Below are 25933 nucleotides of genomic sequence, written 5' to 3' on the forward strand. Positions count from 1 at the left end.
CAGCACGCCAGCCCGAGCCAGTCGCGCTATTACATACCCCATGTGCACTAAAGCCCGAGCAAAATGCTCGGGCTTTAGTGCAGCGGAAGTACAGCCGATCTCAGTCTTACATCAAAGGAATGGTGTAATTGACGATCAAACGGTTTTCATCAATGTTGCCAGCCACGTCGGAACGCACCATCGCGTTACGCCATTGCAGGGCCACATTCTTCAGGGGCCCGGACTGGACGGTGTAGGTGAAATCGATATCCCGCTCCCATTCCTTGCCATTGCCTGCCGCACCCATATCGATATTGTCGCCACTGACATAACGCACCAGACCTTTCAGGCCAGGGATGCCATATCGTGCGAAGTCCAGGTCGTAGCGAGCCTGCCAGGATTTTTCATCCGCGCGGGCAAAGTCCAGAATCTGGATATAGTTGGCAATATAGGGGTTGTTCTCGGCCAGATAAGGGAAGGACGTGTCGCCATCGCTGTGCTGGTACCCCAGGCGGAACATGTGTGCTCCGGTGCCGGCTGAGAGCATTACCGATTTCATTTTGTGGTCGATATTCAGTGGCTGGTTACCGTTGTCGCTGGTATCGAAGTAGGCCAGGTTGGCGCCCAGCTTCCAGGCGCCCAGATCGAAACCCTGGATCAGGTTGAGCAGATTCTGCTCATAGACGTCATCCAGCTCGCCACGCCATAAGCCCAGCGTGGTGTTGCTCTGGGTGAACTTGTAAGTACCGCCCAGGTAGTTGAATCGGTCGGAGGTGCCACCTACTGTTGAGCCGATGTCTTCACGGTCGGTGCTGGCGCGGTAATTAACCTGACGCAACTGACCGGCTTGTACATCGAGGTTCTCTATCTCGCCCATGCTCAGGGCGCCGCCGGTATAGGTTTGCGGCAGCAGACGAATATCACTGGCTTGGGCAATCGGAATCGCCGGGAACAGATTGCCGACTTTTAGCACGGTGTTGGAGACTTTGGCTTTGGCCGTGCCGGTTATGTGGCTGTAACCGTCCGGGCCTTCGTCACCAAAGGCGTTGGGTAGCAGCCCGGTGCCTGCGGTGTCGTCCTCGGAGTAGAGTTTCAAGCCAGCGGCGGCGTACACATCCAAGCCGAGGCCAACTGGTCCTTGGGAGTAGCCTGATTCGCCGCGGAAGATAAAGCCCTGAGCCCATTCTTCTGCCTTTGACCGACCGCCAGGTGGCGTGGAGCGAAAGTCACGGTTGAAGTAGAAATTGCGCAGTTGCAGTGTCGCCTTGGTGTCTTCGATAAAGCCAGCCGCACTGGCTGTGGTGGCAAGGGGGGCTGCTAGAGTAAGGGCCACAGCTGCGGCCAGGGTGCTAGTTTTCACATGTTTCATTATTGTTCTCCTGGTGTGATCAAGTGCCGGCCGGTGCTCCCCGGGCGCGGGAACTAATAAAGCACTTAAGCAGGAGATGCTCTCTAAGACATTCGTCGAACTGTCATATTTCGGGATGTTCTTCGGCGCAAGCGCCTGATTGGCTTGGCGGCGAAAGGGTTGTTTTTGACAGCTCGGTGTTGCGCGCAGCGGGATCAATAGCGACCGATATAGAGGGGTTAGACTTTAGTAGGGATCAGCCCGTCCGCGAGCGGAACGGGCTGGAATCGGATCACATGCCGTTGGCGAAGTCCGGGTTGCTCATATCTATTTCGTCGCGCAGGGGTTTGAGCGCCTGGGCGTAGCGCAGCAGAATGTCCAGGTTGTAGTCCATGCGCGCGCGGATCCGGCGGTCATCTTCGGCGACCGGCTCGGGCATGTTCAGGACGTTCTCCACGTTGCGCACGATCAGGTGCTCAGGGATGTAGCAAAGCCGGCAATTCTTATAGCTGGAGGCACGCAGCTCGCTGATCGGATAGGCGCCGCCAATGCCGGAGGAAATACCGCCCAGCATCGCCGGCTTATGGGCCAGCTGTGCCTTGGTTGCATAAAGGAAGAAGTTCTTGATCGCCGGGCAGGCCATGCCGTGCCACTCCGGCGCAAGAATCACCAACGCATCGGCCTTGGCCAGTTGTTTTTCAAACATGCTCCAGGGGCCGGTGTCTTCTGCGGGCCACAGTGGCAACGGGTAGTTGCCCAAATCGATTACCGAGACCTGATCGGCGTCGAGCTGATGCTGGGAAATCAACGACTGGCGCATAAAGCGCGCAACTTTTGCGGTTTGGCTGTTACTACGGCTGCTACCGGCAACGATGGCGATGTTGAGCATGGGCTGTCCTCTATATGAATGATGCGCGTCATGCTAGCGCTCTGCATGGCTCGGCAATAGCGCAAAATGGTGATCGAATATATCGAATGACTCTCACCGAGGTCTTTTGGCCGGTCTCTTTTGATTGAGCTCTTTTGACAGCTCGGCCGGGTTGCGGCAGAGTACGCGCCCTTCGGCAATTGCCGTTCCCTTCATTAATACGAGAACTGGATCATGAACGCTGTGATAGCCGCTGTAGCGGTGATGCTGGCCCTGAGTCTGTGCCGGGTGCATGTGGTAGTTGCGTTGATCATCGGCGCGGTGGTTGGCGGGTTGATGGGTGGCTTGGGGCTTGAGGCCACTTTGGAGGCCTTTCAGGGCGGCCTGGGCAAGGGCGCGAATGTAGCGCTGAGCTATGCGCTCCTGGGCGCCTTCGCGGTGGCCATTGCCAAGTCCGGTCTGGCACATGCGTTGGCTGACAAGGCGCTGATCCTGGTCAATCGCCAGCAGGCTGGAGGGCAGGGCACGCTGCGGGTTTTGTTGCTGCTGGTGGTGCTGGCGGTGGCGATCTCGTCACAGAATATTCTGCCGATCCATATCGCCTTTATTCCGCTGCTGGTGCCGCCACTGCTGTTCGTTATGGCGCGCCTCAAGCTGGATCGTCGGTTGGTCGCCTGCGTACTGACGTTCGGACTGATTACCCCCTATATGTTTTTGCCGGTCGGCTTTGGCGGGATTTTTCTGAATGACATTCTGCTCGCCAATGTGGCCGAGAGTGGCAGCGAGATAGAGGGCGTCAACGTGATGCAGGCCATGGCCTTGCCCGCGCTGGGGATGTTGCTGGGGTTGGGTGTCGCGGTGTTTATCAGCTATCGCCGGCCGCGCGACTATGCGGTGACGCCGATCGCAGAAGTCGAACGCCTGGAGAAAAGTTACAACCCGCGCTCGCTGGCAGTAGCCCTGGTGGCAGTGGTGGTCGCCTTTGCCGTGCAACTGTGGCTGGATTCGATGATTATCGGCGCGTTGGCCGGCTTTGTGATTTTTTCCATCTCCGGGGTGGTGCGCTGGCGTGAAGCGGATGACGTGTTTACCGAAGGCATGAAAATGATGGCGATGATCGGCTTTATCATGATTGCCGCCGCCGGTTTTGCCGAGGTGATGCGCGCCACCGGGTCAATTCAGACGCTGGTCGACAGCTCCGCCGGCATCATCGGGGATAACCGCGCCCTGGCCGCGCTGCTGATGCTGCTGGTCGGTTTGCTGATCACCATGGGCATCGGCTCGTCGTTCTCGACCATCCCGATCATCGCCGCGATCTATGTGCCGCTGGCCATGCAGCTAGGCTTCAGCCCGCTGGCGATTGTCGCGCTGGTAGGCACGGCCGCCGCCCTGGGCGATGCCGGCTCGCCGGCCTCGGATTCCACTCTGGGCCCGACCGCGGGTCTGAATGTGGACGGCCAGCATAATCACATCTGGGATACCGTGGTGCCGACCTTCCTGCACTATAACTTGCCGCTGATCGCTTTTGGCTGGTTGGCAGTGATGGTGCTGTAAAGCCAGCTTCACGCTTCCGGATCTAAATCCGGAAGCGACTGACCAGCCCATCAATCTGCTTGCCCAGTTGCGCCAGATGCTGGCTGGCTTCGGCGGTTTGTTGCGCGCCTTCGGTGGTTTCGCGGGCCAGTTCGGCGGCTTCGGTGACGTTGCGGTTAACGTCTTCGACTACGGTCGATTGCTGGGTCGTGGCGCTGGCGATGGAGGCGTTCAGCGCGACCATTTGCTGCATGGATTGGGCTATCTGTTCCAGCGCAGCACCGGCGGCATTGACCTGCTCCACGCTTTGCTCGGAATACTTGTCGCTCTGATTGATCACGTCGACTACCACCTGGGTGTTGGTCTGCAGTTTGTTGATCATGTTATGAATTTCTTCGGTGGATTTTTGCGTGCGCTGGGCCAGATTGCGCACTTCGTCCGCGACCACGGCAAAGCCACGACCCATTTCCCCAGCACGGGCTGCCTCGATAGCCGCATTCAAGGCCAACAGATTGGTTTGCTCGGCGATATTGCGGATCACGTCCAGTACCGAAGTAATCTCGTTGGCGTCACTGGACAGGGTTTGCATGTGCTGCACGGCAGTCTTCACGCTGCCTGACAGGTGCTGGATCTGCTCGATGGTTTTTTCTACCTGAACGCGTCCGTTGTTGGCCCCTTCATTGGCGTTTTCCACTTCCTGGGCGGCGGCGTTGGCGTTCTGCGCCACGTCCTGCACGCCGTAGGTAATCTCGTTGATGGCGGTGGCCATCAGCTCCATGCGCTCGGATTGGCTGGTCATGCCGCGCAGGCTATTGTCGCTGATCTGGTCCAGCTGTTGGCCGGCGCTGATCAATTGCCGGGCACTGTCGCCCAACTGCTGCACGATGCCGCGCAGGTTGGCGGTGAAGTTGTTGAAGTGCAGCGCCAGCAGGGACAACTCGTCCCTGGCGTCATCGTCAAGTTTGCGCGTCAGGTCGGCTTCGCCGCTGGCAATGTCGCGCATGGCTTCAACCACGCGATTCAGCGGCTGGGAAATGCTGCGGCCAATGACGAACAGAATAGCGACCATGAGCACGGTAATGAAGGTGATAATCAACAGCAGGCGGATCACTTCATCGCGGAATTTGGCTTCCATATCTTCGATAAAGATGCCGGTGCCAACCATGTAATCCCAGGGCTTGAAGTGCTTGAAAGCAGCGATCTTGTCTTGGCCTACATCTTCACCCGGCTCCTGGCCGGGGCGGGTCCAGGTGTACTCAATAAATGCAGTGCTTTGCGTGCGCGCCAGATTGACCATGTCGACAATAACGTTGCTACCACCGTTGGCACTGTTGATGTTGGTCAGATCCATGCCTTCGGTTTGCGGCGCCATGGGGTGCATGATCATGACGTTGTTCATGTCGTTGACCCAGAAATATTCCTTATCGTCATAGCGCAGCCCGCGCAATGCAGCGAGCGCCTGCTTGCGGGCCTGTTCCCCGGTCAATTCGCCACTGACTTCCAGGCTGTGGAAATACGCCATCATGTCATGGGCACTCTCCACCAGATGCGTCGCTTTGGTAATCTCGGCTTGGCGAAACTCCCCGCGCATACTGAGTAGTGAGACCACGGCAAGCAATGTCATGCTGGCCAGCGCAACGATGAGAATCAACCAGATCCTTTGACTGATCTTTATCCGGCGCAACAAATTCATTTACAACCTCCCAGTATACGGCGGCCAACTGCTGTTTTTATTAAGGGTCTAGCGCCCTGACACATCCTGCAAACTATGTCGGCAGCCGGAGGAAAAACCTGAGTGGTATTTTCTTGGCGCCAAGAATGATATCAATTTGACTGCATTGGCTTGGCAATTCAAGCGGGATTCGCCTGTATAGCCAGCATCTATCGAGCACTATTGGTGAAAGCGCTATGGGCTGATTTCCACTAACCGTTGGCGGTGGCGGACCTGCTGGCCGGCGCTGACCGCCACGCTGGCAATCACGCCATCGCAGCCGGCCTTGAGCTGATGCTCCATTTTCATCGCTTCCATGACCATCAACAGTTGCCCGCGGCAGACCTGCTCGCCTTCGCTGGCCAGTATGCTGACGATGGCGCCATCCATGGGCGCGTACAGGTTCCCGCTATCGGACGACTGCGCGGTGTTGGCTGGCCGTTGGCTGACATTACGCAATGCCAGGCTGCCGTTATCGCCCTTGAGCCAGAGCTGGTCGCCATCGACTCGATACGCCAGGGGATAACGCACAGCCTCCAGTTCGATCCAGCATTGAGGTTGGTCGAGGTCAGGCAGCTTGAGTTCCAGCCGTTGATCGTCCACGCAAGCCTGCAGTAAGCCGGGAGTAGCGGGGGCTTTCTGCGAGATGTACACCGCATACACTTCACCAGCATGTTCAAGCAGATAGCGGCTGGGCAAACTTGCGCTGTTGCTCCAGCCAGCCATCGTGAAGCGCTGGGCGGAGTGCTGGTAAAGCAAGGCTGCGGCTATCGCCAGTTCGTTGCTAGAGGGCCGTTGTGGTAACAGACTCGGGTCTGCGGCGAACAGCTCGGTCACCAGCGCGGTTGTGGCCTCACCCGATGTAAAGGCGGTGCTGTGCAACAGGTTGATCAGAAAGCGTTGATTGGCGACAACGCCGAGCAAAACCGACTGTTCCAGGGCGCGGATCAGTTTCAGGCGGGCTGCTTCGCGGCAGTTGCCGTGGGCGATGAGTTTGGCCAGCAGTGGATCATAGAAGGGACTGATGGTCTGGCCTTGCTGCAGGCCGTGATCTATGCGTACGCCGGGGAGGTCGGCGGGCTGCCAGCAACGGATTTGTCCGGTCTGGGGCAGGAAACCGCGAGTAGCGTCTTCGGCGTACAAACGCACTTCGATGGCGTGACCTTGCAGTGCTATTTGCGCCTGTTGCAGCGGCAGCGTTTGCCCTTGCGCGACGCGGATCTGCCAGGCGACCAGATCTACACCGGTGAGCATTTCCGTCACCGGGTGCTCAACCTGCAGGCGGGTATTCATCTCCAGAAAATAGAAACTACCCCGCTCGTCGAGCATAAATTCCACTGTGCCGGCACCGCAGTAGTCAACACTGGCGGCGGCTTTCAGGGCTGCCTCGCACATGCGTTGGCGCAGTTCAGTGGTCATGACCGGGCAGGGCGCCTCTTCGATCACTTTTTGGTGGCGGCGCTGCACCGAACAATCGCGCTCGCCCAGATGCACGAGGTTGCCCTGCTGATCACCAAAAACCTGCACCTCAACATGGCGCGGGCGCAGCAGGGCCTTCTCCAGAATCAGCTCGTCACTGCCGAACGCCGCCAAGGCTTCGGAGCGGGCGCTGCGCAGTTGCGGTAGCAGCTCGCTCGGTTCGCTGACCAGGCGCATACCACGGCCGCCGCCGCCAGCACTGGCCTTGATCATCACCGGGTAACCAATAGCTTGCGCTTGGCTGCTCAGAGTATCGTCGTCCTGAGCGGCACCTTCATAACCGGGTATGCAGGGTACGCCCGCAGCGAGCATGGCAATCTTCGACAGGCGTTTGCTGCCCATCAAACGGATAGCGTTTACTGAGGGGCCGATAAAGCAGATGTTGGCCTGGGCGCAGGCCTCGGCGAACTCGGCGTTTTCCGAGAGAAAGCCGTAGCCTGGATGAATGGCATCGGCGCCAGTGCGCTTGGCGGCGTCGATGATCGCCGGGATATTCAGATAGGACTGGTTGACCTGCGCCGGACCAATGCACAGCGATTCATCGGCCAACTGCAGGTGGCGGCTGTCGCCGTCGGCTGCGGAATAAACCGCTACGCTGCGATAGCCAAGATCGCGCACGGTGCGCAGAATGCGGCAGGCGATTTCGCCACGGTTGGCGACCAGTATGCAATTAAAGGCGCTCATGCGAATTCCTTGGGCAAGCGGTTAGTCAGCCCAGCTGGGCGGTCTTTTTTGCACAAATGCCTGCGTGCCTTCGGCACCCTCGGCGCCGGTAACGGACTGCGCAAAGGTCTCTGCCGCCTGGTCGAGCAAGCTGTGCATCGACTGCTTGCCGCAGGCCAGCAACAAGGCTTTGGTGCGCGCATTGGCCTGAGGTGCACATTGCCGAATCTGTTGGAGATAGCTATCCAGTTGAATCTGAAGATCCTCGGCGGTTTTCACACTCTGGTGCACCAGTCCCAGGCGTAGCGCCTCGACGCCATTAAAACGTGCGGCGGTCAGCGCCAGGCGGCGTGCCTGGGTCAGGCCGATGCGTTTAACCACGAAGGGGGCGATCTGCGCGGGGATAACGCCAAGACTGGTTTCTGGCAAACCGAAACGGGCGTCATCCAGGCACAAGGCAATATCCGCTATGCAGGCCAGGCCCAAACCGCCACCCAACACCGTGCCCTCGAGCACGGCCAGCACGACCTGGGGTTGCTGCTCCGCCAGCTCCAGCAAACGGCCGAAATGCCGGTTAAGTTCGCGGTAGGCATCGGTGCCGGTGGCTCGGGCATTGGCCATGTCCTTGATGTCGCCGCCGGCACAGAAGTGACCACCTGCGCCGCGCATAACGATGGCGCGCAATTGCGCATCAGCGGCGGCGGTGGTCAGTACTTCAATCAGCTCCTCGAGCATGCTCAGGTTCATCGCGTTGCGGCTGTCCGGACGGTTCAGGGTGATGTGCAGCACGCCGGCTTGCTGATCCAGTAGCAACGTCTGGCAGGCAGGGTAGGTCATTATCTGACTCCATCGGATTGGGTCGGCGGGTTGGCGCTGGAGGTGCCCGAACCTTTGCCGGGCAGGGTGCCCATCAGCTTGCAGATAATGCCGAGCATGATTTCATCCGCGCCGCCGCCGATGGATACCAGGCGTACATCGCGATAGGCGCGGGCCACCGGGTTATCCCACATATAGCCCATGCCGCCCCAATATTGCAGGCAGGCATCGGTCACTTCCCGACCCAGCCGACCAGCCTTGAGTTTGGCCATAGAGGCCAGTTGGGTGACATCCTTGCCGGCGACATACAGCTCTGTGGCCTGGTAAACCAGCGCGCGCAGGCATTCGATTTCGGTCTGCAGTTCGGCCAGGCGAAAGTGAATCACCTGGTTGTTGATCAGCGGCTGGCCGAAGGTCTGGCGTTCCTTGCAATAGGCGATGGTGCTGCTGACGCAATGCTCTAAACCCTTGAGGATATTCGCCGCGCCGAACAGCCGCTCTTCCTGGAATTGCACCATCTGCATCATAAAGCCGGCGCCTTCCTGGCCGAGCAGGTAGCGCTGCGGCACGCGCACGCTGTCGAAGAATACCTGTGCGGTTTCCGAGCTACGCATGCCGAGCTTGTCCAGTGGCTGGCTGAGACTGATGCCGGGGGTGTTCATCGGCAGCATGATCAACGACTTGTTGCTGTGCGGTTTGCCGTCTGAGGTGTTGGCCAGCAAGCACATGAAGTCCGCCGAGGGCGAATTGGTGATCCACATTTTGCTACCGTTGATCACATAGTCATCGCCATCCTTGCGCGCCGTGGTGCGGATGCTGGCGACATCCGAGCCGCCGCCGGTCTCCGAGACGCCTATGCAGCCGACCCATTCACCGCTGATGGCCGGGCGCAGGAATTCATCGCGCAGCGCATCGGAGCCAAAACGCGCCAGCGCCGGCGTGCACATGTCGGTCTGCACGCCAATGGCCATGGGCACGCCGCCGCAGTGGATGGTGCCGAACTCTTCTGCGGCAACAATGGAATAGCTGTAATCCAGGCCCATGCCGCCATAGGCTTCGGGCTTGGAGATACCCAGCAAACCGAGTTCGCCGGCTTTGCGGAAAACCGCATGCATGGGGAAACTACCGGCCGCTTCCCAGTCATCGACATAGGGATTGATCTCCTTGTCGATAAATTGTCTTACCGTGCGGCGCAGTGCGTCATGTTCCTGAGTAAACAGCATGGGGTGATCTCCGGTTACAGGCGGGCAACGCCAAAGGTGTTAGGGTGCAGCGGGCGAACCGCTGCTTCTGCGCAGATTGCCAGCAGCAGGCCGAACAGTGTGCGCGTATCGCGTGGGTCGATCAGACCGTCGTCCCAGAGGCTGGCGGTGCCGTAGAGCGCAGTGGACTGGCTGTCGAGCTTTTGCGCCGTGGCCTGCTCGAGCAACTCCAGCATCGCCGGGTCGGCGGTCTTGCCGTCCCGTGCGTACTTGCCCTCGGTAACGATGCGTAGCACCTTGCCGGCCTGGGCGCCACCCATGACGGCGGTGCGGCTGTTGGGCCAGGCAAAAATAAAGCGTGGGTCCAGGCCGCGGCCGCACATCGCATAGTTGCCGGCGCCATAGGAGCCGCCGACCACCAGGGTGAGCTTGGGCACCCGCGCGTTGGCCACTGCCTGGATCATTTTCGAGCCGTGCTTGATCACGCCCTGGCGCTCGGCTTCGGTGCCGACCATAAAGCCGGTGGTATTGTGCAGAAACAGCAGCGGGGTATTGCTCTGGTCACACAGCTGAATAAATTGCGCGGCCTTGGCAGCGCCCTGGGGCGTGATCGGGCCGTTATTGCCGATCAGCCCACAGCGGTGGCCGTGGATACTTAAATGGCCGCACACGGTCTGGCTGTCGAAGTCGTTCTTGAATGCCAGAAAGTCCGAGCCGTCGGCGATACGGGCGATAATTTCGCGCACGTCATAGGGTGTTTTCGGCTCGGCGGGGACCACGCCAAGCAGCTCTTCGGCATCATACAAAGGCTCTTGCCAGGTTTTTTCAGGCGCTACCGGTAGACGCTCGTTCCAGGGTAGGCTAGCCAGAATATCGCGGGCCAGACGCACGCCATCGGCGTCATCTTCGGCCAGGTATTCGGCGGTGCCGGCCACTTCAGCGTGCATCTGCGCGCCGCCGAGCTGTTCCTCGGTGGCGATTTCGCCGGTGGCGGCCTTGAGTAGCGGCGGGCCGGCGAGGAACATGCGCGCCTTGCCGCGCACCACCACCACGTAATCCGACAGCCCCGGCTGATAAGCGCCGCCGGCGGTGCTGGAGCCATGCACCACGGTAATCTGCGGAATGCCGGCAGCGGACAGCCGCGCCTGATTGGCAAAGGCGCGGGCGCCTTCGACGAAGATCTCCGCTGCGTAACTCAGATTGGCGCCACCGCTTTCGGCCAGAGTGACCACCGGCAGTTTGTTTTCAGCGGCGATCTGCTGCAGGCGCAGGGATTTTTTCAGCCCGCTGGGCGAGATAGTGCCGCCCTTGATGGCACTGTTATTGGCGATTACTAGGCAGCGCACCGCTGATACATAACCGATGCCGGCAATCAGCCCACCGCCAGCCAGGGTGCCGTCCTTGTCATCATGCAGTTTGTAGCCGGCCAGGGCACAAAGCTCGATAAAGGGTGCGCCGGGATCCAGCAGCAAACCCAGGCGCTCACGCGGCAGCAATTGACCGCGTTGTTTAAAGCGCGCTTTGGCCTGCTGGGCCTTGTCCAGTACCTGCTGCTCAATCGTGCGAAAGCTGTCGATCGCCGTCAGCATGGCCTCGCGATTGCCAGCAAAATGGCTGTCAGCTGGATTGATCTGCGATTCCAGGGTGGGCATATCAGTTGCCTTCTTTGAGTACGTCGGGCGTGACGGCCCGATGGAAGCCATCGAAAGGCGCAGTGTTTTTCGCCGCAGGCAGTGGCCATACCGCATTGCCCAGGCTGGCACCGCCGTCGATGCGCAGGCTGGCACCATTGATAAAGGCCGCAGCCGGGGAGAGCAGAAAGACGATCGCGGCGGCCACTTCTGCTTCGGTACCCAGGCGCTTGAGCGGCACGCCGTCTTTCAGGCGCGGGATGATTGCCTGCATGGCGCCGTCATAGGTATCCATGCCGCTAGAGGCGATCCAGCCCGGCGCTACGGCGTTAACCGCGACCCCGGCATGCGCCCATTCAAAGGCGGCGGTCTTGGTGAAGTTGTCCATGCCGGCGCGCGCGGCGCCAGAGTGGCCCATCCCGGGCATGCCGCCCCACATATCGGCGAGCATATTGACGATACGCCCGCCGGTTTTGCCCATGCTCTGATTAAACACCTCGCGGGCTACCAGAAAGCCGCCTACCAGGTTGGTGCGCATGACGGTCTCAAAGCCCTTCTGGCTGATCGCGGCCAGGGGCGCCGGGTATTGACCGCCCGCGTTATTCACCAGGCCGTGAATGCAGCCGTGGTCCTGCACGATAGTGGCGACCAACTGGCGTACTGACTCTTCTTCGCGAATGTCACAACGTTGCCAGCTGGCTTGCCCGCCGTCCTGGATAATCTCGGCGCAGGTGTTTTCCAGCTTCTGCGGCTGGCGGCCGACCAGCACCACATGCGCACCGAGCGCGGCCAGCTCATGGGCCGTGCAGCGGCCAATTCCGCTACCGCCTCCGGTAACCATGATGGTCTGCTGTTTGAATAAGTCTGGTTTAAAGATGCTGTTATAGCGCATTGATTTGCATCCAATTGTTATTTTAATCAAGCAGTGTGGGAGGAATGCTGATGGGGATTTCCAGCAGCTGTTGGGCAAACGCCTTGCCCTGCGGATCGATCCGCAGGCTGGCCACGCCGCCGCCACCCAGGCTGTTCTCCAGCAAGAAATTCAGGCTGTGACTGCCAGGCAAATACCAGCGGGTTACCCGGCCGCGCTGGGGGTCGAGTACATGCGCCATCCACTCAGCGACTCGTTGCTCGCTCAGGGCGGCGGCGATCCACGGCAGATAGTCAGCCCGCCGGGCCATAACGCCAATATTGCTATGGTTGCCCTTGTCGCCGGAACGGGCCACGGCCAGGTGCAGCAAGGGCACTTGAATGCAGCCGCTGGTCCCGGTCGTTGGCGGCTCTGGTGCAATGGGTACTGATTCTGGGGTGGGCGGTGCGGCAATGAGTTCAGGCAGCGTCACCGGGTAGGTTTGCCCATCCAGCTGGACGCTGAGCCGGCAATCGGCCTTGTCGATCAGAAAGGAGAACAGCCGGATCATCGGGTATACCGTCGGCCGACCGCCAACGATGCCGGTCAGGCCCGGTGCCATACCGGTGGCAGCCTGAGCGATCTCTCTGGAGAACAGCACTAGAGCCTGTTTGTCGGTATGGCTGACGCCGATCTTGATCACCACTTCGCGGCTGTCAGCGCGCCGCGCGTGGGGGCCGTAGGTGGCTTCGCTGCCGAGCAATTCGACATCCACCCGGCGATAATCCTCCCAGCCGCGTTGGGCGAACATGCCCCGGGTTCGGGTAACGATGGCCTGGCTGACGCGCTCGGCTTTGGCTACTGCATCCACGCCGGCCATCAGACAACTGGCGGTACATTTGAAACCATCCGGCCAGGTCGCGCTGACCTTGTACTGGTTACTGGGTGCGCGGCCTGTGGCTCCGGTGATTGCGACCACATTGGCGGCATGCTGGCTGAGCCTGACCTGCGAGAAGTCGCAGATGACATCCGGCAGCAGATAGTTGCCTGGGTCGCCGATTTCATACAGCAGTTGTTCGCCCACGCTCAGAGGGCTGATCAGGCCGCCACTGGCATCGGGCTTGCTGATCAGTATGCGCCCGGTCTCGTCTATCTCGGCGATGGGGAAGCCGATATGTTCGTAGTCGGGTACTTGCCGCCAGTCGGTAAAGTTGCCGCCAGTGCATTGCGCGCCGCACTCAACCAAGTGACCAGCCAAGGCTGCTTGGGCAAGGTGATCATAGTCGTCCCAGGCCCAGCCGAATTCATGTATCAGCGGCGCGCTGACCAGCGCGCTGTCGACAATCCGCCCGGTAATCACAATATCCGCGCCCTGTCGCAGCGCGGCGACAATGCCGGGTGCGCCCAGATAGGCGTTGGCAGACAGGCACAGCGCGGGTAGTGGCTCACCACTGAACATATCCTGCAGGCCGCGCTCCTTGAGTGCGGGCAGTTGCGGGCGCAGGTCGTCGCCCAGCAGCACGGCGACCTTCAGATTCACCCCAGCGCGCTGGCAGGCGGCTTGCAGCGCGGCGGCACAGGCCTGCGGATTGACGCCGCCAGCGTTGCTGATGACCTTGATGCCTCGTGCGGCCAGTCGTGGTAAGAGCGGTTCGAGCACCTCGACAAAGTCGGTGGCGTAACCGGCGTCGGGCTTTTTCATGCGCGCGCCGGCCATGATCGACAGCGTGACCTCTGCGAGGTAGTCAAACACCAGGTAATCCAGCTCTGCGCCATTCACCAGTTGGGCTGCGGCACTGGATGTATCACCCCAGAAAGCACTGGCGCAGCCGATACGGACACTGTTTTTCATGTGCTTCTCCGTTGCATCTGGCTCACCTTACCAAGCAAGCGCTTGGTTTGAAAAGTGCTGGTGAATAGCGTTTAATGCCAGCACTGACCTTTGGCGTAAATGCCTTCTTTCTTCCTACCGTTGTCCAGAGAGCCTGATGCATCCCAACGCACCTGAGAAAAACCAGAAAATGTTTGCCGATCTTATTGCGGCGGGGCTGTTGACTGATCCTGCTACCGCTCGCGGCAGGTTGCTGCAGGCCGCAGCACATCTGTTCAGCAGCAAGGGTTTCGAGCGCACCACGGTACGGGATCTGGCGGCGGCGGTGGGTATCCAGTCTGGCAGCATCTTTCATCATTTCAGGAGCAAGGACGATATTCTGCGCGCGGTGATGGAGGAAACCATCCACTGCAACACAGCGTTGATGCGTTCTGCGCTTGAGGGCTTGGGCGATCCCAAGCAGCGGCTGCTGGCGCTGATTCGTTGTGAGCTGCAATCCATCCTGGGTGGCACCGGAGAGGCGATGTCGGTGCTGGTGTATGAGTGGCGATCCTTGTCTGAGGAAGGGCAGCAGTTGATTCTCGACTTGCGTGATGTTTACGAGAGCGTATGGCTGGAGGTATTGCAGCAGGCTTACGAGGCAGGGCTGGTCAGTCTGGAGCCGTTTATTTTGCGTCGTTTACTGACCGGGGCGCTGTCCTGGACTATCACCTGGTTCAATCCCCGAGGGGCGATCAGTCTGGACGATTTGTCCGAAAAGGCGCTTGAAATGCTGGTCCATTCCGCGAACTAACCAATGATTTAAGGTATCGTATGGGCTAGTTGATGGCCATGTAGCATTCTTCTGTGGTGCTGTCTCAGCGATGCCGTTTAAACGACCACTATTTAAGCGACGCTATTAATGCGTCCAGTAAACTACTCCCTTGAAAATTGCTCATCCTGTTCTATCCCTGCTGGCGCTGCTGATGTTGGTTGCTCCCAGCGTCCAGGCGCATCCTGTGCCGGTCAGCGTGGGCGGCTATGTTTTTCCACCTTTTGTGAATAACCCTGCGGGCGGCCGGTGGTCGGGGTTGAGCCTGGAGGTGATCGACGCCCTGAATAGCTTGCAGGATGAATATGAGTTCGTATTTTTTCCTACTTCAGCCCGCCGTCGTTTTCATGATTTCGATAAAGGTCGTTACCACCTGATGCTGTTTGAAAGCCCGCACTGGGGCTGGCAGCAATCGCCGGTGGTTGGCTTGCGCAGCCCTTTGGTGGGTAGCGAAGTGTTCATAGCCAAAGCTATCGAGGGGCGAGGGCAGGATTATTTCAACGATCGCGAGGGTAAAAGAATCGCGCTATTTAGCGGATACCACTATGCCTTTGCCCAGTTTAATGCTGACCGGGACTACCTGCGCACGCAGCACAATGCGGTAATGACCCTGTCCCATGAGAGCAAGATTCAGATGGTGCTGCGTGGGCGGGCAGAATTGAGCGTCGTGAGCGCGGCTTTTTTGCAGCAGTATCTTGCCGTGCACCCTGAGCACGAGGGCCAACTGCTGATGGGGGCAGAGCCTGATCAAGAGTACCGTCACGCGCTGATAGTACGCCAGGACGCGGCACCTGGAATTGCTTATCTGGGTGAGCTGTTCTCACGACTCGAAAGCACCGGTGAATTGACTAGGCTGCTCGCCCGCCATGGTATCGTTGATACCGACTGATTCTGTACCTTCTGCATAAATACGCTAAAATGCCGCGTCCGCTTAGCGTGAGTTGGGCTGGCCGACCATGGGCACTTGTGCTGCTTAGGGTTGTCTATCCAGTAGTCTCTTCAAAGGATTTCCCATGCCGTCAGTTTTTAAAGCTTCCTGCCTTGCCGCGCTTATGGCGGCCAGCATTGGTTTCCCCAGCGTTCTGTATGCAGAAGCTGAAGTGCAGCAAAGCGATAGTGAGGCCACTGAAGACACCGTGGTCGATAGCAAGGTGATTGTTGGCTGGATTGAAAAAGGCCGGATTCTACCGGAGCATACGGCGGTAAAGATCAAGGTCGATTCCGGCGCACTGACGTCTTCCATGCACGCTGTCAATATTGAAGACTTCAAGCGTAAGGGCAAACAATGGGTCCGCTATGATGTGCCGGTGAAGGATGCTGATACCGGTGAGCGGATCAAGCTGCAATTTGAGCGCCCAGTTTTCCGTCGTATCCTGGTACGGGGTGCGGGTGGAGAAGACCGTCGTCCGGTGGTGAAAATGACCATCTGCATGGGCGAGCGCGTCTATGAAGAGCAGTTTTCTCTGCGTGACCGGGGCGACATGACCTATCCGGTGTTGATCGGTCGACGGACCATTGAGCATATCGGGCTGATTGATGTGTCGCGCACCTTCATGCTGCCGCTGGAGTGCAGCCAGTTCGAGGAAGACAAGGAACGCGACAAGCAGGCGCGCCTAAAGGACCAAGAGGCTTTGGATAGTGAAGCCGATGGCCCTGAGGAAGTGGAAGAAGAGCACGAGGAATAATCCGGGGCAACATGCTCGTTGCGTGATCTAGACTGGTTGGTGGCGCGCGTCACCGACCCGTATCTGGTCACCACATGAGGTCGTCGGGTACCTGGAACGCGGCGTACGGATCATCTTCCGCCGGCGCTTGCTGTTCGATCTTGGCAATATGCACTGGCCATTGTGGCGCGCGCTCGCTGACCTTGTGGGCTATCTCGACCGGGATCAGCTCAAAATTGCCTGACATCCGTACGACGCCCAGCTGGCCTCGGCTCAGCTTGCCAAATTGTTCCTCGGTGACATAAATCTTCTTGATCTTGTTTTTGCTGGCGAACTGGTACGCGGTCTCGCCGCCGGTGCGGTCCAGTTTGTTCTGTTCGATTAATTGCTTGGCTTGAGCTTCCCGTTCCTTGCGCGTGGCATCGTCTTTGCGCTGCTGGTTTAGCGCGCGATCACGCTCAAGCTTGTCTGCGCGAGCCTTTTCGACCGCTGCGGCAGGGTTATGGATCTTTTCCGGTTCGTTTTTGGCCGCTTTTTTCTTTGCTCGCTGGGCCTGTTTGAGCTTTTTCTCATCGACCAGACCGGCCTTGAGTAATTGGGCTTGCAGTGAATTGACCATACTGGGGAGCTACCTGCCTCGAACTGTTAATAATGAAAGCGCCATTCTAGCCTCAATCCTGTTCTTTTTCCCGCGCTTCCTGTGCTTCCATCTCAGCTTGGCGCGCCTTGATTCGTTTCATTTTCTCCTTGCCGATGGGCATTTTGTAAGCGGTTATGTAGACTTTATAAAGTCCACCCGCGACGGTTATAACGGCGAGTATCACGAATATCCAGCCGATTAAAGACATGAGTATTTTCCTTAAGGCAATTGTCTATACCCTCATGATGCTCAACACCCGTTAACAAGGCAAATTATGCTTGCACCTGATTTGGTCGATAATTTGCGCGGTCGTAAGCCCATGCTTTGGCTTAATCCCGGTAGCCGTAGTAGGGATGATCCGTTCTCCCCCGAATTGGTCGACACCGCCGAGCACCGCCTGCTGCGTGCCGGGCCACTGCTGGCTAGAGTGTTGCCCGAATTGGCCGGCAGCGATGGTTTGATCGAATCCCCCTTGATTGACGCGCAGGCCCTGCGTGATGCACTGGGCGGCCAGTCGCGCTGGTTGCTCAAGGCTGATAATCGTTTGCCTGTGGCCGGTTCGGTCAAGGCGCGGGGCGGCTTTCACGAGGTGTTGGAATTCGCAGAACAGGTGGCGCTTAGACACGGGTGGGATGGAGATGATTTTGCCGCGTTGGCTGAGCCGTGCTGGCGCGAGTGCTTTGCCACTTACCAGTTGGTGGTGGGCAGTACCGGTAACCTGGGTATCAGTATCGGGCTGCTGTCACGTGCGCTGGGGTTTCGTGCACAAGTGCATATGTCCGATGATGCCAAGCAATGGAAGAAACGCTTGCTGCGCGAGCAGGGCGTCTGTGTCATTGAGCACGCCGGTGACTATGCCAAAGCTGTGGCTGCCGGGCGTGCGGTCGCCGAAGCTGACCCGCAGGCGCATTTTGTCGATGATGAGCGCTCGCTCTCTTTATTTGCCGGTTATGCCGTCGCGGGTCGACGCATGGCTGCTCAGTTGAAAGAGCAGGGTATTAGTGTGAGCGCGAGCAATCCGCTTCTGGTCTATCTGCCCTGCGGTGTTGGGGGCGCGCCAGGCGGCATAACTTACGGGCTCAAGCAGATGTTCGGCGGGCATGTGCATTGCTTTTTCGCCGAGCCTGTTGAATCGCCCAGCGTGCTGGTTCAACTGGCGTCTGGATTGCTTAATCCAGTGTCAGTCCACGATGTCGGGCTCAGCAACCGCACTTTGGCTGACGGTTTGGCGGTGGGCCAGGCCTCCATGCTTGCGTCGGCCTGTATGCAGGATCGTCTGGCTGGTGTGTTCACGGTTCCCGATGCGTCGTTGAGTTATTACCTTGAGCTGGCGTGGGAGAAACTGGGCGAGCGGGTCGAGCCGTCTGCGACCGCCGCGTTTGCCGGGCCGGGCTGGATCAGTGGCTCGCAGGCAGGCGCACAGTGGTGTGCCCGGCATCAGATCGACCCATCCAGAGCGACGCACGTCCTTTGGTGCACCGGGGGTAGCCTGGTGCCGGATTCCGAGTTTCAACAGTGGTTGAGCTAATAATGAGAAGCTCAGGGCCGCATCGAATGTCCGAGCATGTCGATGGTGTAGCTGATCAGGGTCTCGGCATCCGGTAAGTCTGTGGCTTTTTGATCTGGCTGGCGCGCTTCCATAATGACGCCATGCAATGCCCCGCGCAGGAAATAGGCGGTTTTTACCGGGTCAGCTACGCGCTCCGCGCTCAGGCTGCCGTCGGCCACGCCTTGTGTCAGCACCTCCACCATCAGCTGCATTACCTCATTACCGCAACACTGCAGCGCCTGGCTTTGTTCGTCTTCATCGAGCAAATGGGGAAAGGTACCGGACTGGGTCAGTACGTCAAAGTAATCAGGTTTCTCCTGGCTGAACGTGTAGTAGGCGCGTCCCAGCGCCCCGACCTTCTGAATACCCACGTCTTCGGATTGGCTCACCTCAACGAAGCGATTACGCAGTGATTCCACCGAGCGCAACATGATGCCGCGCATAATCGCGGTCTTGTCCTTGAAGTACACATAGAGCAGCGCGCGGCTGAGTTGCGCGGTGCGGGCAATTTCGTCCATGGAGCATTTGTCGAAGCCCTTGCTGAAGAAGGCCTGCTCGGCAGCGTCGAGAATGCTGTCCCGACGCTCTTGTTTTTCCTGTTCACGACGCTGATCAAGACTCATGGGCTCTCTTTCCAATGCGGTTCGGTACCCCTCGGGGCCGCTTCAGAGCGGCAACCGATAACGTGTTTTACGCGCTTGTTGACAAAGTGTCAATTAATGACAATATGTAAGGACGCTGATTTTCCAGTACACCCATTCTCGGAGCACGTCATGTCAACGGCAACAGTTAACGGTCATTATCTAACGGTCGCTGTGGCTTTTTTCGCCCTACTGTTAGCTGGCTGCGGCGCGGGCAGCAGCGCGGAGGTCGCAGTAGGCGATCAACCCTTTGCAGTGCCTGTGCGTGCGGCTGAGGTCGTTGCTAGCGCGCCCGCGGAGCCACTGCGCTTCGCCGGTTCAGTGCGCGCCAGGGATCGAGCCAGCCTGACCTTTCAGGTTGGCGGGGTATTGCGCAGCAGGCAGGTGGAAATAGGTCAGCAGGTGCAGGCGGGCGACGTGCTAGCCGCACTCTACAATCCGGAGCTGGTGCCGGCGCGTGATGCGGCGCGGGCGCGACTGCGTGAATTGCAGGCCCAGGCGGAACAGGCGCGCCGCGAGCAGCAACGCGGTGAGCAGCTGTTTGAGCGTGGGGTGCTTTCGACTCAGGAGCTGGAACAACAGAGTGCCCGTCTTGCGGCCTTGAATGCCAGTGCCGGCAGCGCCAGGGCGGCGCTGAAGCAAACCGAACAATTGAGCGCGGAAAGCCAGCTACGGGCGCCTTTCAGTGGCCGGGTTGAAGCCCTGCTGGTCGAACCTGGGGAATTTGTTGCTCCTGGTCAGGCCGTTATGCGGCTGGCGTCATCGGATGGGCTGGAGGTAGAGGTCAGGGTACCTGCCCACCTGATTGGCGATCTTGCCGTTGGTCAGGCGCTGCCGGTGTGGTCCAGCCTGACTGGCCGCCAGGCAGTGGGCCGGCTGCTGGAACTGGGCCAGGGTGCCTCACAGGCGGGGGTGCTGTATCCGATGGTGATCAGCCTGGAGTCGGCTGATTTTCGTTCTGGCGATGCGGTGGAGGTAGGAATTGAGCGCAATATGGGCGATGCGTTACGTGTGCCGTTGTCAGCAGTGATGCGTTCAGCTGACGGTCTGGCGGTGTTTCGGGTGACCGAGAAGGGCACCGTTCGACGCGTTGCGGTCACGGTGAGTGATTTGCAGGGCGAGCAGGCCATTCTGGGTGACAGTCCGCTAAAGCAAGGTGATCACGTGGTCTACGCGGGCCTGACGCGCCTGGCTGACGGCGATGCCGTGGAGCTACTGCCATGAACTTGCTTGGGCTGTTGCGCCCACGTCTGATCAGTCTGGTGGTGGTAATGCTGTGCCTGCTCGGCATAGCCTCGTACCTGACCATGGCCCGCCAGGAAGATCCGAGCTTTCCGTATCGCGCCGGGCTGGTCACGGTCGTCTACCCTGGCGCCACGGCTGAAGCGGTAGAGCGACTGGTGCTCGAGCCCTTGTCCGATGAGCTTTCCCAGGTCGAAGAGCTGGAATACTTTACCGCCACCGCCCGCACTGGCGTGGTCTTGATCAATCTCAGTCTCGAAGATGCCATCTATGACACCGATTCCGCCTGGGATCGTGTGCGCCAGGCGATGGCGCGAGCTGAGCTGGAGTTTCCGGACGGCGTCGCGCAGATGTCGCTGGATGATCGCATGATCGATATTCCGGCCGTGGTTCTGGCCGTGCGTGGTGATGCTTCGCTGGTGCATTTGGGGCTGGAGGCGGAGCGTCTCAAGCGCGCGATGGCAGACATTCCAGGGTTGTCGCGTATCGAGCTGGAGGGCAAGGCCGACGAGCAGGTGACCATTGCCCTGCGTGATGCGCAAATGGGCCGGTTGGGGATTTCGCCTGCCTATCTGGCGGGTATTCTGGCTCAACGCAATCAGGTGATTCCGGGTGGTTTTGTCGTCTCCGGTGACCAGCGTATGGGCCTGTTACCTAACAGCGAGTTCGCCAGCATCGATGCCTTGCGTGCGACCCAGATCCCCCTGCCCGAAGGCGGCGAAATACCCTTGGAGGCGATCGCCGAGATCTGGCGTGGCCCCCTGGAACCAGCCCAACCGAAAGCCTGGTTCGACGGCGAGCAAGCGGTCATCGTCAGCCTCACTGCCGTGCGCGGTCAGCTCGATGCGATTCGCTTTGGCCAGCAGGTACGTGAGCGCCTGGAGCTGCTGCGTGCCGATTTCGCACCGCTGCAAATAGACGAAATGTTTTTTCAGCCGGACCAGGTTAAAGAGCGTCTGGACGGTCTGGAATGGAGCTTGCTCGGGAGTGTGTTGATTATCGTGTTGGTGGTGTTCGCCGGGATGGGTTGGCGCATGGGTATTCTGGTGGCGGTCATGCTGCCGTTGGTAGCGCTTATTAGCCTGGGTATTTACGATTTGGGTGGCGGCATACTGCATCAGATAGCGGTGATCGGGATGGTCATTTCGCTGGGTATTCTGATTGATAACGCGATTGTCATGGTCGAAAACGTTCAGGATCGGCTCAATCGTGGTGAGTCCCGAGCCGAGGCTGTACGCCATGCGATCGGTGAGTTGGCCGGGCCATTGGGGGCCTCGACAGCCACTACCCTGGCAGCCTTCACGCCTTTGCTGCTGGCCAAGGGCGGCACGGCGGATTTTACCCGGGGCATCCCGGTAATGATCATGCTGACGCTGACGGTCAGCTATCTTCTGGCGATTGGTGTAGCACCCTTGCTCGCCGGCCGTTTTCTCAAGCCAACACTGTCCCGGTCCAGCCGGGTGATGGAAAAAATCGGTAACGGGCTGGCCAGGCTCAGTATCGGCTCGCCAGTCTGGATGATTTTGCTTGGCGCTGTGATGGTGTGCATAAGCCTGGCTTTGCTGCCGCAGGTGAAACTGCAGTTCTTTCCCAATGCCGATCGGCCGCTGGTGGTGGTGGAACTGTATATGCCCGAAGGCACCGACCAGCAGCGTACCGAAGAAGTGGCCGCCGAACTTGAGGGCCGAATCCGCGAGCGTCCGCAGATATTGCAGGTGCACCGATTTGCTGGCTCTGCCGGCCCGAGCTTCTATTACAACCTGCTGCGTGCACCCCAGGCGCCGAACCGGGCGCGTATTGTTATTCATACCGAGAACCTGGCCGCGACCAGTGGCATCATCCACTGGGTACGCGAGCATGTTGCCACCAGCATGCCTGAGCTGGACGTGGTGGCCAGCACCTTGGGTCAGGGTCCGCCGCGGGCGGCCCCGGTGGAGGTGCGGCTGTACCACCATAATGACAATGTACGCATCGCTGCGGCCGAACAGGTGTTTGCACTGCTCAAGGCCAGCAAGGGCGCGGTGGACGTGCGTCACGACATTGACCTGGGTGTGCCGGTGCTGCGGGTTGATGTCGACGATGCGCTGGCAGCACGGCATGGACTGACTCGCGCCGACGTGGCCCAGGCGTTGAATACCCGCAGCCTGGGCCTGACTGTGGAGCAGTATCGCCAGGAGCGCGATCCGTTGCCGCTGGTGCTGCGCTCGCCGGAGGGCACGCGGCAGTCGCTGGAGCGATTGATGTCGGCGAGCGTGTTCAATGATGACGGTGAGTCGATTCCGCTGACGGCCCTGGCGCGTATCGAGCCGGGCTGGCAGCCAGCAGGTATTCGCCAACGCAACGGTGTGCGGGTGTATAGCGTGACGGCGGGCCTGGAGGATGGCTACAGTTTCAGCCAGGTACTCGATCAACTGAATCGGGGCCTGGCCGAAACGCCGTTGCCAGCCGGCGTGCGCCTGGAGCTGGGCGGCGATAGTGAGGGCTCCGGCGATGCCAATAGTGCGATTTTCACTACGGCGCCCGTGGGCATGTTGCTGCTGCTGTTCTTTTTGCTCCTGCAGTTCAACTCCTTTCGCCGGGTGGGCATCATTCTGCTGACCGTGCCATTGGCCAGTGTCGGCGTGTTCCCTGGTCTTGTGCTATCCGGTTCGCCGTTCGGCTTCCAGTCGGTGCTGGGGATTATTGCGCTGGTAGGCATTGTGGTGAATAACGCAATCGTGCTGCTCGATGTGGTGGATCAGCGGCTTGCCGCAGGCATGGAGATCAAGGCCGCCGTGGCAGAAGCGGTGGCACGACGCACGCGCCCGATCCTGTTGACTACCGCCACCACCATTGCCGGTCTTTTGCCGCTGGCGTTCTCGGGGTCAACACTCTGGCCACCGATGGCCTGGGCGATCATCTCCGGGTTGCTGGCCTCTACTGTGCTGACCCTGCTGGTTATTCCAGCTGTTTGCCGGCTGGCATTGAAGGCACCCGCGCCACACAAGCCGGTTAGCGCTGACGCGGCGCAAATACCGGAAGGTTAATGGCTATAGAACGGCGCCAGGAAGATAAAGAAAACACCGCTAACTGCTTGACTGCATTCACAGAATGTTTACAATGCGCGCCTGTTCAGACGGACTGCTGCGACCCGATTGGTGCTTTTGCCAGCCAGGTAATACTATCCGCTGTACCGATGCGCAGCGGTAGTTCAGTTGGTTAGAATACCGGCCTGTCACGCCGGGGGTCGCGGGTTCGAGTCCCGTCCGCTGCGCCATATTGGAAAAGCCCTGAGTAGCCATACTTGGGGCTTTTTTTCGTCTGGCGATTAGTGCTTCAGATCAGCTCAGGTAGGCATCCGCTGGTGCGCAGGGGTAAACTCATTTGACGTTTCCCTGCGCGAGTAACGCTTTGCATAGGTTCCAACTTCTTCAGCTCATGGTACTTATCTTCCTGTTTGGCTGGCGGCATTTGCCCGAGCCCTACCTGGGATGGTTGCTGTTGCCTGTCTGGGCCGTCGCTGGTTGCCTGATTTTTGCTTCGAGCATCGAGGCGGCACGGCTGCGCCGCGGCGCCTGGCTAAATCAGTACCTGCTGGCGGGGTCGGTATGGCATGCGCGGCTGCGCGGCGGTTGGTTGATGATGAGCTGGCATTTGCTGCTTTCGGCATTACTGGCGCTGTTTATGCTGGTCAAGCTGCTGTGGCTAAGCCCGTGGTTATGGCTGATGCTGCTGGCGTGGATGCCGGTGATGTGGTGGCTGAGTGGTCAAATCCGGCGCCGTCTGGATGGGCATGTAAAGCCGACGCTAATAAAGGCTTTGAGTCGACGCCTGTTGGTGCCGCTGGGTGCTGCTCTGCTGCTGATCGGTTACCTGGCGGTATCGCTTACGCTGTCACAGCCGAATATGCAGGGTATGAGCTGGACCGGTGCGCTGGGCCTCTATATGCAGGAAAGCCACAGTAGTCTGCCGTTGTTGGCCGTCAGTGAAAGAGGTCATCAGCTACTCGAGCTGACGGTGCAATGGGCGATGCAGAATACCTTGGGTGATGTCGATAGCAGCGGCATCTTGGGTTTACTGGCTTGGTGCCTGTTGTTAATCAGTGGTAGCACCTTTATCTGGGCCTGGATGCGCCTGCTTGCCGGCATCGCCGCGTTCAGCGGCCAGCGTGGCAGCGCAGCGGATGTGGCTACACCGGCCATCCAGATGCACGGCGCTGCAACACAGGAGCACAAGTGAAAGCCGCCGATTCAGGCCCTGGGTACAAATTGCTGGCCATGCTGCTGATGGTGGTGCTGCTGTTCGCCGGCATGACGGCGGGCTTGCGCTTGCTGCAGGAGCACGTCGATGACAGCCGGCTTTTCTCGGTGCTGATTAACGATCAGCAGTTGATTCTCGATGGCACCACCTTGACCCAGTTCAACGCCGACCTGTCACGACTCAGTGCCCAGCAACGGCGCCATGCGGATGTTTATATCCAGCAATGGCTAGACCGCTGGCTGGATGACAGCTTTGCCCTGGCGCATCAGGCGCTGCCGGCTTATCTGGACTGGTATTATTCTATGCCGGGGTCTTACAGCCGGCTTTATCATGCATTGAGTGGTGATCTGGACGGGCACCTGGAGCGGCGCCTGGGCAGTCATTTGCTGGAACAGTCGGGGTTAGAGGCCAGGCTGGCTGCGCTTGAGTCCGAACTCAATGCCGAATTGACCAAGGTGCTGGGTGAGCAGGCAGGCGTAGTACGTCGACAGTTGCTGGGGATTTATGCACAGCAGCAGCGTGAGCCGTCGGTAAACCAGCACGCGATCGATTTCAGCCTGAATGTTGATGCTGCGCTGGAGCGCGGCTTTAGCCCTAGCGACGCTGACCGGCAACGCTGGCAGATCAGTTCCCAGGCCTCCGTAGTGGCGGGTACTGGGGCTTTTGTATTGCTGGCGCGTCGCGCGCTGGTGCCCAGATTGATGGCTTTGTCATCGGTGCAGGGCGCCCGTCGCGTATTGGCTGGCTTTGCCGTGCGGCTGGCACCGCGCATGGCGCTGGCGATTAGCGCTGGCGGCAGTGCTGCAGCGGTAACCGCACCCACTGGTCCCGGTGCGCTGGTCGCCGGTGGAGTGGCTTTTGTCACGGCCGCAGGCACCATTGTGATTACCGATTTTGCCTTGCTGAAAGCCGAGGAGGTATTACTGCGCGATGAGAAACAGCAGCAGATCAGCGATGAGCTGCTGGCCAGTCAGATAGCCTTGCGTGAACAGCTACGGGTGCAATTGCAGGAGGCAGGCAGCGTCTCACAAGCGTTGATCCAGCACAGCCTGGCACGCAGCTATGATCAAGCTGGGGTAGAACAGCGCTTCCATATCTTTGCGCGTCACCCGCCGAATCCTGCCGAAAGTCGCTAAGCGACCGGTGTCAGATCCTTTTCTGCTCTGTTTTCTCTTCTTAAGGCATGAAAATTGCCTTGTTTACCAGGAGGTGCTACCCGCTTAACCGCGTTTATCA

21 protein-coding genes and 1 tRNA gene are annotated in these 25933 nt (G+C 59.3%); 10 read left to right on the forward strand and 12 right to left on the reverse strand.

The window, feature by feature from the left end; genetic code table 11:
- Nucleotides 1-106: 106 nt before the first annotated feature.
- Both K787_RS0107665 and K787_RS0107670 read right to left on the reverse strand, forming a co-directional pair.
- On the reverse strand, nucleotides 107-1339 hold the full coding sequence (locus tag K787_RS0107665; RefSeq protein ID WP_152486815.1) for an OprD family porin: 1233 nt from the start codon (nucleotides 1337-1339) through the stop codon (nucleotides 107-109).
- 280 nt (nucleotides 1340-1619) lie between these two features.
- Nucleotides 1620-2216: an NADPH-dependent FMN reductase gene (locus K787_RS0107670; protein ID WP_022962210.1), complete on the reverse strand. Its 597-nt coding sequence runs from the start codon at nucleotides 2214-2216 to the stop codon at nucleotides 1620-1622.
- Between the two features lie 213 nt (nucleotides 2217-2429).
- On the opposite strand from K787_RS0107670, the gene K787_RS0107675 reads away from it, so the two are divergent.
- Complete coding sequence (locus tag K787_RS0107675) at nucleotides 2430-3749, forward strand: Na+/H+ antiporter family protein (RefSeq protein ID WP_022962211.1); 1320 nt, start codon at nucleotides 2430-2432, stop codon at nucleotides 3747-3749.
- Between the two features lie 22 nt (nucleotides 3750-3771).
- Here K787_RS0107675 and K787_RS0107680 read toward each other — a convergent pair whose 3' ends face one another.
- From K787_RS0107680 to K787_RS0107710, 7 genes are all read right to left on the reverse strand, one after another.
- Complete coding sequence (locus tag K787_RS0107680) at nucleotides 3772-5421, reverse strand: methyl-accepting chemotaxis protein (RefSeq protein WP_022962212.1); 1650 nt, start codon at nucleotides 5419-5421, stop codon at nucleotides 3772-3774.
- Nucleotides 5422-5634: 213 nt separating this feature from the next.
- Nucleotides 5635-7602, reverse strand: a complete 1968-nt coding sequence (locus tag K787_RS0107685) for an acetyl/propionyl/methylcrotonyl-CoA carboxylase subunit alpha (RefSeq protein WP_022962213.1) — start codon at nucleotides 7600-7602, stop codon at nucleotides 5635-5637.
- A gap of 21 nt (nucleotides 7603-7623) precedes the next feature.
- On the reverse strand, nucleotides 7624-8421 hold the full coding sequence (locus tag K787_RS0107690; RefSeq protein ID WP_152486800.1) for an enoyl-CoA hydratase/isomerase family protein: 798 nt from the start codon (nucleotides 8419-8421) through the stop codon (nucleotides 7624-7626).
- Entirely contained in the window at nucleotides 8418-9620 is a 1203-nt protein-coding gene (atuD, locus tag K787_RS22530; RefSeq protein ID WP_022962215.1) for a citronellyl-CoA dehydrogenase, read from the reverse strand. Before atuD ends, K787_RS0107690 begins: the two co-directional genes overlap by 4 nt.
- A 14-nt stretch (nucleotides 9621-9634) precedes the next feature.
- Nucleotides 9635-11251, reverse strand: a complete 1617-nt coding sequence (atuC, locus tag K787_RS0107700; protein ID WP_022962216.1) for a geranyl-CoA carboxylase subunit beta — start codon at nucleotides 11249-11251, stop codon at nucleotides 9635-9637.
- Nucleotide 11252: 1 nt separating this feature from the next.
- The gene (locus K787_RS0107705) at nucleotides 11253-12122 is read right to left on the reverse strand and encodes an SDR family oxidoreductase (RefSeq protein WP_022962217.1); all 870 of its coding nucleotides are present in this window, start codon (nucleotides 12120-12122) and stop codon (nucleotides 11253-11255) included.
- 22 nt (nucleotides 12123-12144) lie between these two features.
- Nucleotides 12145-13932 carry an acyclic terpene utilization AtuA family protein gene (locus K787_RS0107710; protein ID WP_022962218.1) on the reverse strand — a complete coding sequence of 596 codons (1788 nt, stop codon included), beginning with the start codon at nucleotides 13930-13932 and terminating at the stop codon, nucleotides 12145-12147.
- A gap of 136 nt (nucleotides 13933-14068) precedes the next feature.
- Here K787_RS0107710 and K787_RS0107715 point away from each other — a divergent pair, with 136 nt between their 5' ends.
- The 3 genes from K787_RS0107715 (at nucleotide 14069) to rloA3 (ending at nucleotide 16407) form a co-directional block, all read left to right on the forward strand.
- Nucleotides 14069-14704, forward strand: a complete 636-nt coding sequence (locus tag K787_RS0107715; protein WP_022962219.1) for a TetR/AcrR family transcriptional regulator — start codon at nucleotides 14069-14071, stop codon at nucleotides 14702-14704.
- Nucleotides 14705-14876: 172 nt separating this feature from the next.
- On the forward strand, nucleotides 14877-15611 hold the full coding sequence (locus K787_RS0107720) for a transporter substrate-binding domain-containing protein (protein ID WP_052185337.1): 735 nt from the start codon (nucleotides 14877-14879) through the stop codon (nucleotides 15609-15611).
- A gap of 124 nt (nucleotides 15612-15735) precedes the next feature.
- Nucleotides 15736-16407, forward strand: coding sequence for a retropepsin-like aspartic peptidase RloA3 (gene rloA3, locus K787_RS22535; RefSeq protein WP_022962221.1), 672 nt, complete (start codon nucleotides 15736-15738; stop codon nucleotides 16405-16407).
- A 67-nt stretch (nucleotides 16408-16474) separates the two neighbouring features.
- Here the strand turns inward: rloA3 and K787_RS0107730 are convergent, their stop codons facing one another.
- Both K787_RS0107730 and K787_RS24655 read right to left on the reverse strand, forming a co-directional pair.
- Nucleotides 16475-17005 carry a DUF2058 domain-containing protein gene (locus K787_RS0107730; RefSeq protein ID WP_022962222.1) on the reverse strand — a complete coding sequence of 177 codons (531 nt, stop codon included), beginning with the start codon at nucleotides 17003-17005 and terminating at the stop codon, nucleotides 16475-16477.
- A 52-nt stretch (nucleotides 17006-17057) separates the two neighbouring features.
- Complete coding sequence (locus K787_RS24655; protein ID WP_022962223.1) at nucleotides 17058-17234, reverse strand: DUF2897 family protein; 177 nt, start codon at nucleotides 17232-17234, stop codon at nucleotides 17058-17060.
- Nucleotides 17235-17300: 66 nt separating this feature from the next.
- On the opposite strand from K787_RS24655, the gene dsdA reads away from it, so the two are divergent.
- Nucleotides 17301-18554 carry a D-serine ammonia-lyase gene (gene dsdA, locus K787_RS22540; RefSeq protein WP_022962224.1) on the forward strand — a complete coding sequence of 418 codons (1254 nt, stop codon included), beginning with the start codon at nucleotides 17301-17303 and terminating at the stop codon, nucleotides 18552-18554.
- Between the two features lie 11 nt (nucleotides 18555-18565).
- Here dsdA and K787_RS0107745 read toward each other — a convergent pair whose 3' ends face one another.
- A complete protein-coding gene (locus K787_RS0107745) occupies nucleotides 18566-19198 on the reverse strand; it encodes a TetR/AcrR family transcriptional regulator (RefSeq protein WP_022962225.1) in 633 nt (210 codons plus the stop codon).
- A gap of 150 nt (nucleotides 19199-19348) precedes the next feature.
- Between K787_RS0107745 and K787_RS22545 the strand changes: the two genes are divergently transcribed.
- The 5 genes from K787_RS22545 (at nucleotide 19349) to K787_RS0107770 (ending at nucleotide 25833) form a co-directional block, all read left to right on the forward strand.
- Nucleotides 19349-20440, forward strand: coding sequence for an efflux RND transporter periplasmic adaptor subunit (locus tag K787_RS22545; protein WP_022962226.1), 1092 nt, complete (start codon nucleotides 19349-19351; stop codon nucleotides 20438-20440).
- Nucleotides 20437-23484 carry an efflux RND transporter permease subunit gene (locus tag K787_RS0107755; RefSeq protein ID WP_022962227.1) on the forward strand — a complete coding sequence of 1016 codons (3048 nt, stop codon included), beginning with the start codon at nucleotides 20437-20439 and terminating at the stop codon, nucleotides 23482-23484. The genes K787_RS22545 and K787_RS0107755 overlap by 4 nt, the downstream gene beginning before the upstream one ends.
- A 153-nt stretch (nucleotides 23485-23637) precedes the next feature.
- Nucleotides 23638-23714, forward strand: a tRNA-Asp gene (locus K787_RS0107760).
- A 161-nt stretch (nucleotides 23715-23875) separates the two neighbouring features.
- On the forward strand, nucleotides 23876-24676 hold the full coding sequence (locus K787_RS24270; RefSeq protein ID WP_022962228.1) for a hypothetical protein: 801 nt from the start codon (nucleotides 23876-23878) through the stop codon (nucleotides 24674-24676).
- Complete coding sequence (locus K787_RS0107770; protein ID WP_022962229.1) at nucleotides 24673-25833, forward strand: hypothetical protein; 1161 nt, start codon at nucleotides 24673-24675, stop codon at nucleotides 25831-25833. The genes K787_RS24270 and K787_RS0107770 overlap by 4 nt, the downstream gene beginning before the upstream one ends.
- The last annotated feature ends 100 nt before the right edge of the window (nucleotides 25834-25933 follow it).

It is taken from the genome of Halopseudomonas pelagia CL-AP6, assembly GCF_000410875.1.
Taxonomy (GTDB): domain Bacteria; phylum Pseudomonadota; class Gammaproteobacteria; order Pseudomonadales; family Pseudomonadaceae; genus Halopseudomonas; species Halopseudomonas pelagia.

Excerpts from the sequence above, each read along its gene's own strand:
- K787_RS0107680 (WP_022962212.1), bottom strand. The coding sequence starts at position 5,421 with ATGAATTTGTTGCGCCGGATAAAGATCAGTCAAAGGATCTGGTTGATT.
- K787_RS0107710 (WP_022962218.1), bottom strand. The coding sequence starts at position 13,932 with ATGAAAAACAGTGTCCGTATCGGCTGCGCCAGTGCTTTCTGGGGTGAT.
- K787_RS24270 (WP_022962228.1), top strand. The coding sequence starts at position 23,876 with ATGGTACTTATCTTCCTGTTTGGCTGGCGGCATTTGCCCGAGCCCTAC.
- dsdA (WP_022962224.1), top strand. The coding sequence starts at position 17,301 with ATGCTTGCACCTGATTTGGTCGATAATTTGCGCGGTCGTAAGCCCATG.
- K787_RS0107670 (WP_022962210.1), bottom strand. The coding sequence starts at position 2,216 with ATGCTCAACATCGCCATCGTTGCCGGTAGCAGCCGTAGTAACAGCCAA.
- K787_RS0107675 (WP_022962211.1), top strand. The coding sequence starts at position 2,430 with ATGAACGCTGTGATAGCCGCTGTAGCGGTGATGCTGGCCCTGAGTCTG.
- K787_RS0107755 (WP_022962227.1), top strand. The coding sequence starts at position 20,437 with ATGAACTTGCTTGGGCTGTTGCGCCCACGTCTGATCAGTCTGGTGGTG.
- K787_RS0107715 (WP_022962219.1), top strand. The coding sequence starts at position 14,069 with ATGCATCCCAACGCACCTGAGAAAAACCAGAAAATGTTTGCCGATCTT.
- K787_RS0107705 (WP_022962217.1), bottom strand. The coding sequence starts at position 12,122 with ATGCGCTATAACAGCATCTTTAAACCAGACTTATTCAAACAGCAGACC.
- atuD (WP_022962215.1), bottom strand. The coding sequence starts at position 9,620 with ATGCTGTTTACTCAGGAACATGACGCACTGCGCCGCACGGTAAGACAA.
- K787_RS24655 (WP_022962223.1), bottom strand. The coding sequence starts at position 17,234 with ATGTCTTTAATCGGCTGGATATTCGTGATACTCGCCGTTATAACCGTC.
- atuC (WP_022962216.1), bottom strand. The coding sequence starts at position 11,251 with ATGCCCACCCTGGAATCGCAGATCAATCCAGCTGACAGCCATTTTGCT.
- rloA3 (WP_022962221.1), top strand. The coding sequence starts at position 15,736 with ATGCCGTCAGTTTTTAAAGCTTCCTGCCTTGCCGCGCTTATGGCGGCC.
- K787_RS0107745 (WP_022962225.1), bottom strand. The coding sequence starts at position 19,198 with ATGAGTCTTGATCAGCGTCGTGAACAGGAAAAACAAGAGCGTCGGGAC.
- K787_RS22545 (WP_022962226.1), top strand. The coding sequence starts at position 19,349 with ATGTCAACGGCAACAGTTAACGGTCATTATCTAACGGTCGCTGTGGCT.
- K787_RS0107685 (WP_022962213.1), bottom strand. The coding sequence starts at position 7,602 with ATGAGCGCCTTTAATTGCATACTGGTCGCCAACCGTGGCGAAATCGCC.
- K787_RS0107730 (WP_022962222.1), bottom strand. The coding sequence starts at position 17,005 with ATGGTCAATTCACTGCAAGCCCAATTACTCAAGGCCGGTCTGGTCGAT.
- K787_RS0107720 (WP_052185337.1), top strand. The coding sequence starts at position 14,877 with ATGTTGGTTGCTCCCAGCGTCCAGGCGCATCCTGTGCCGGTCAGCGTG.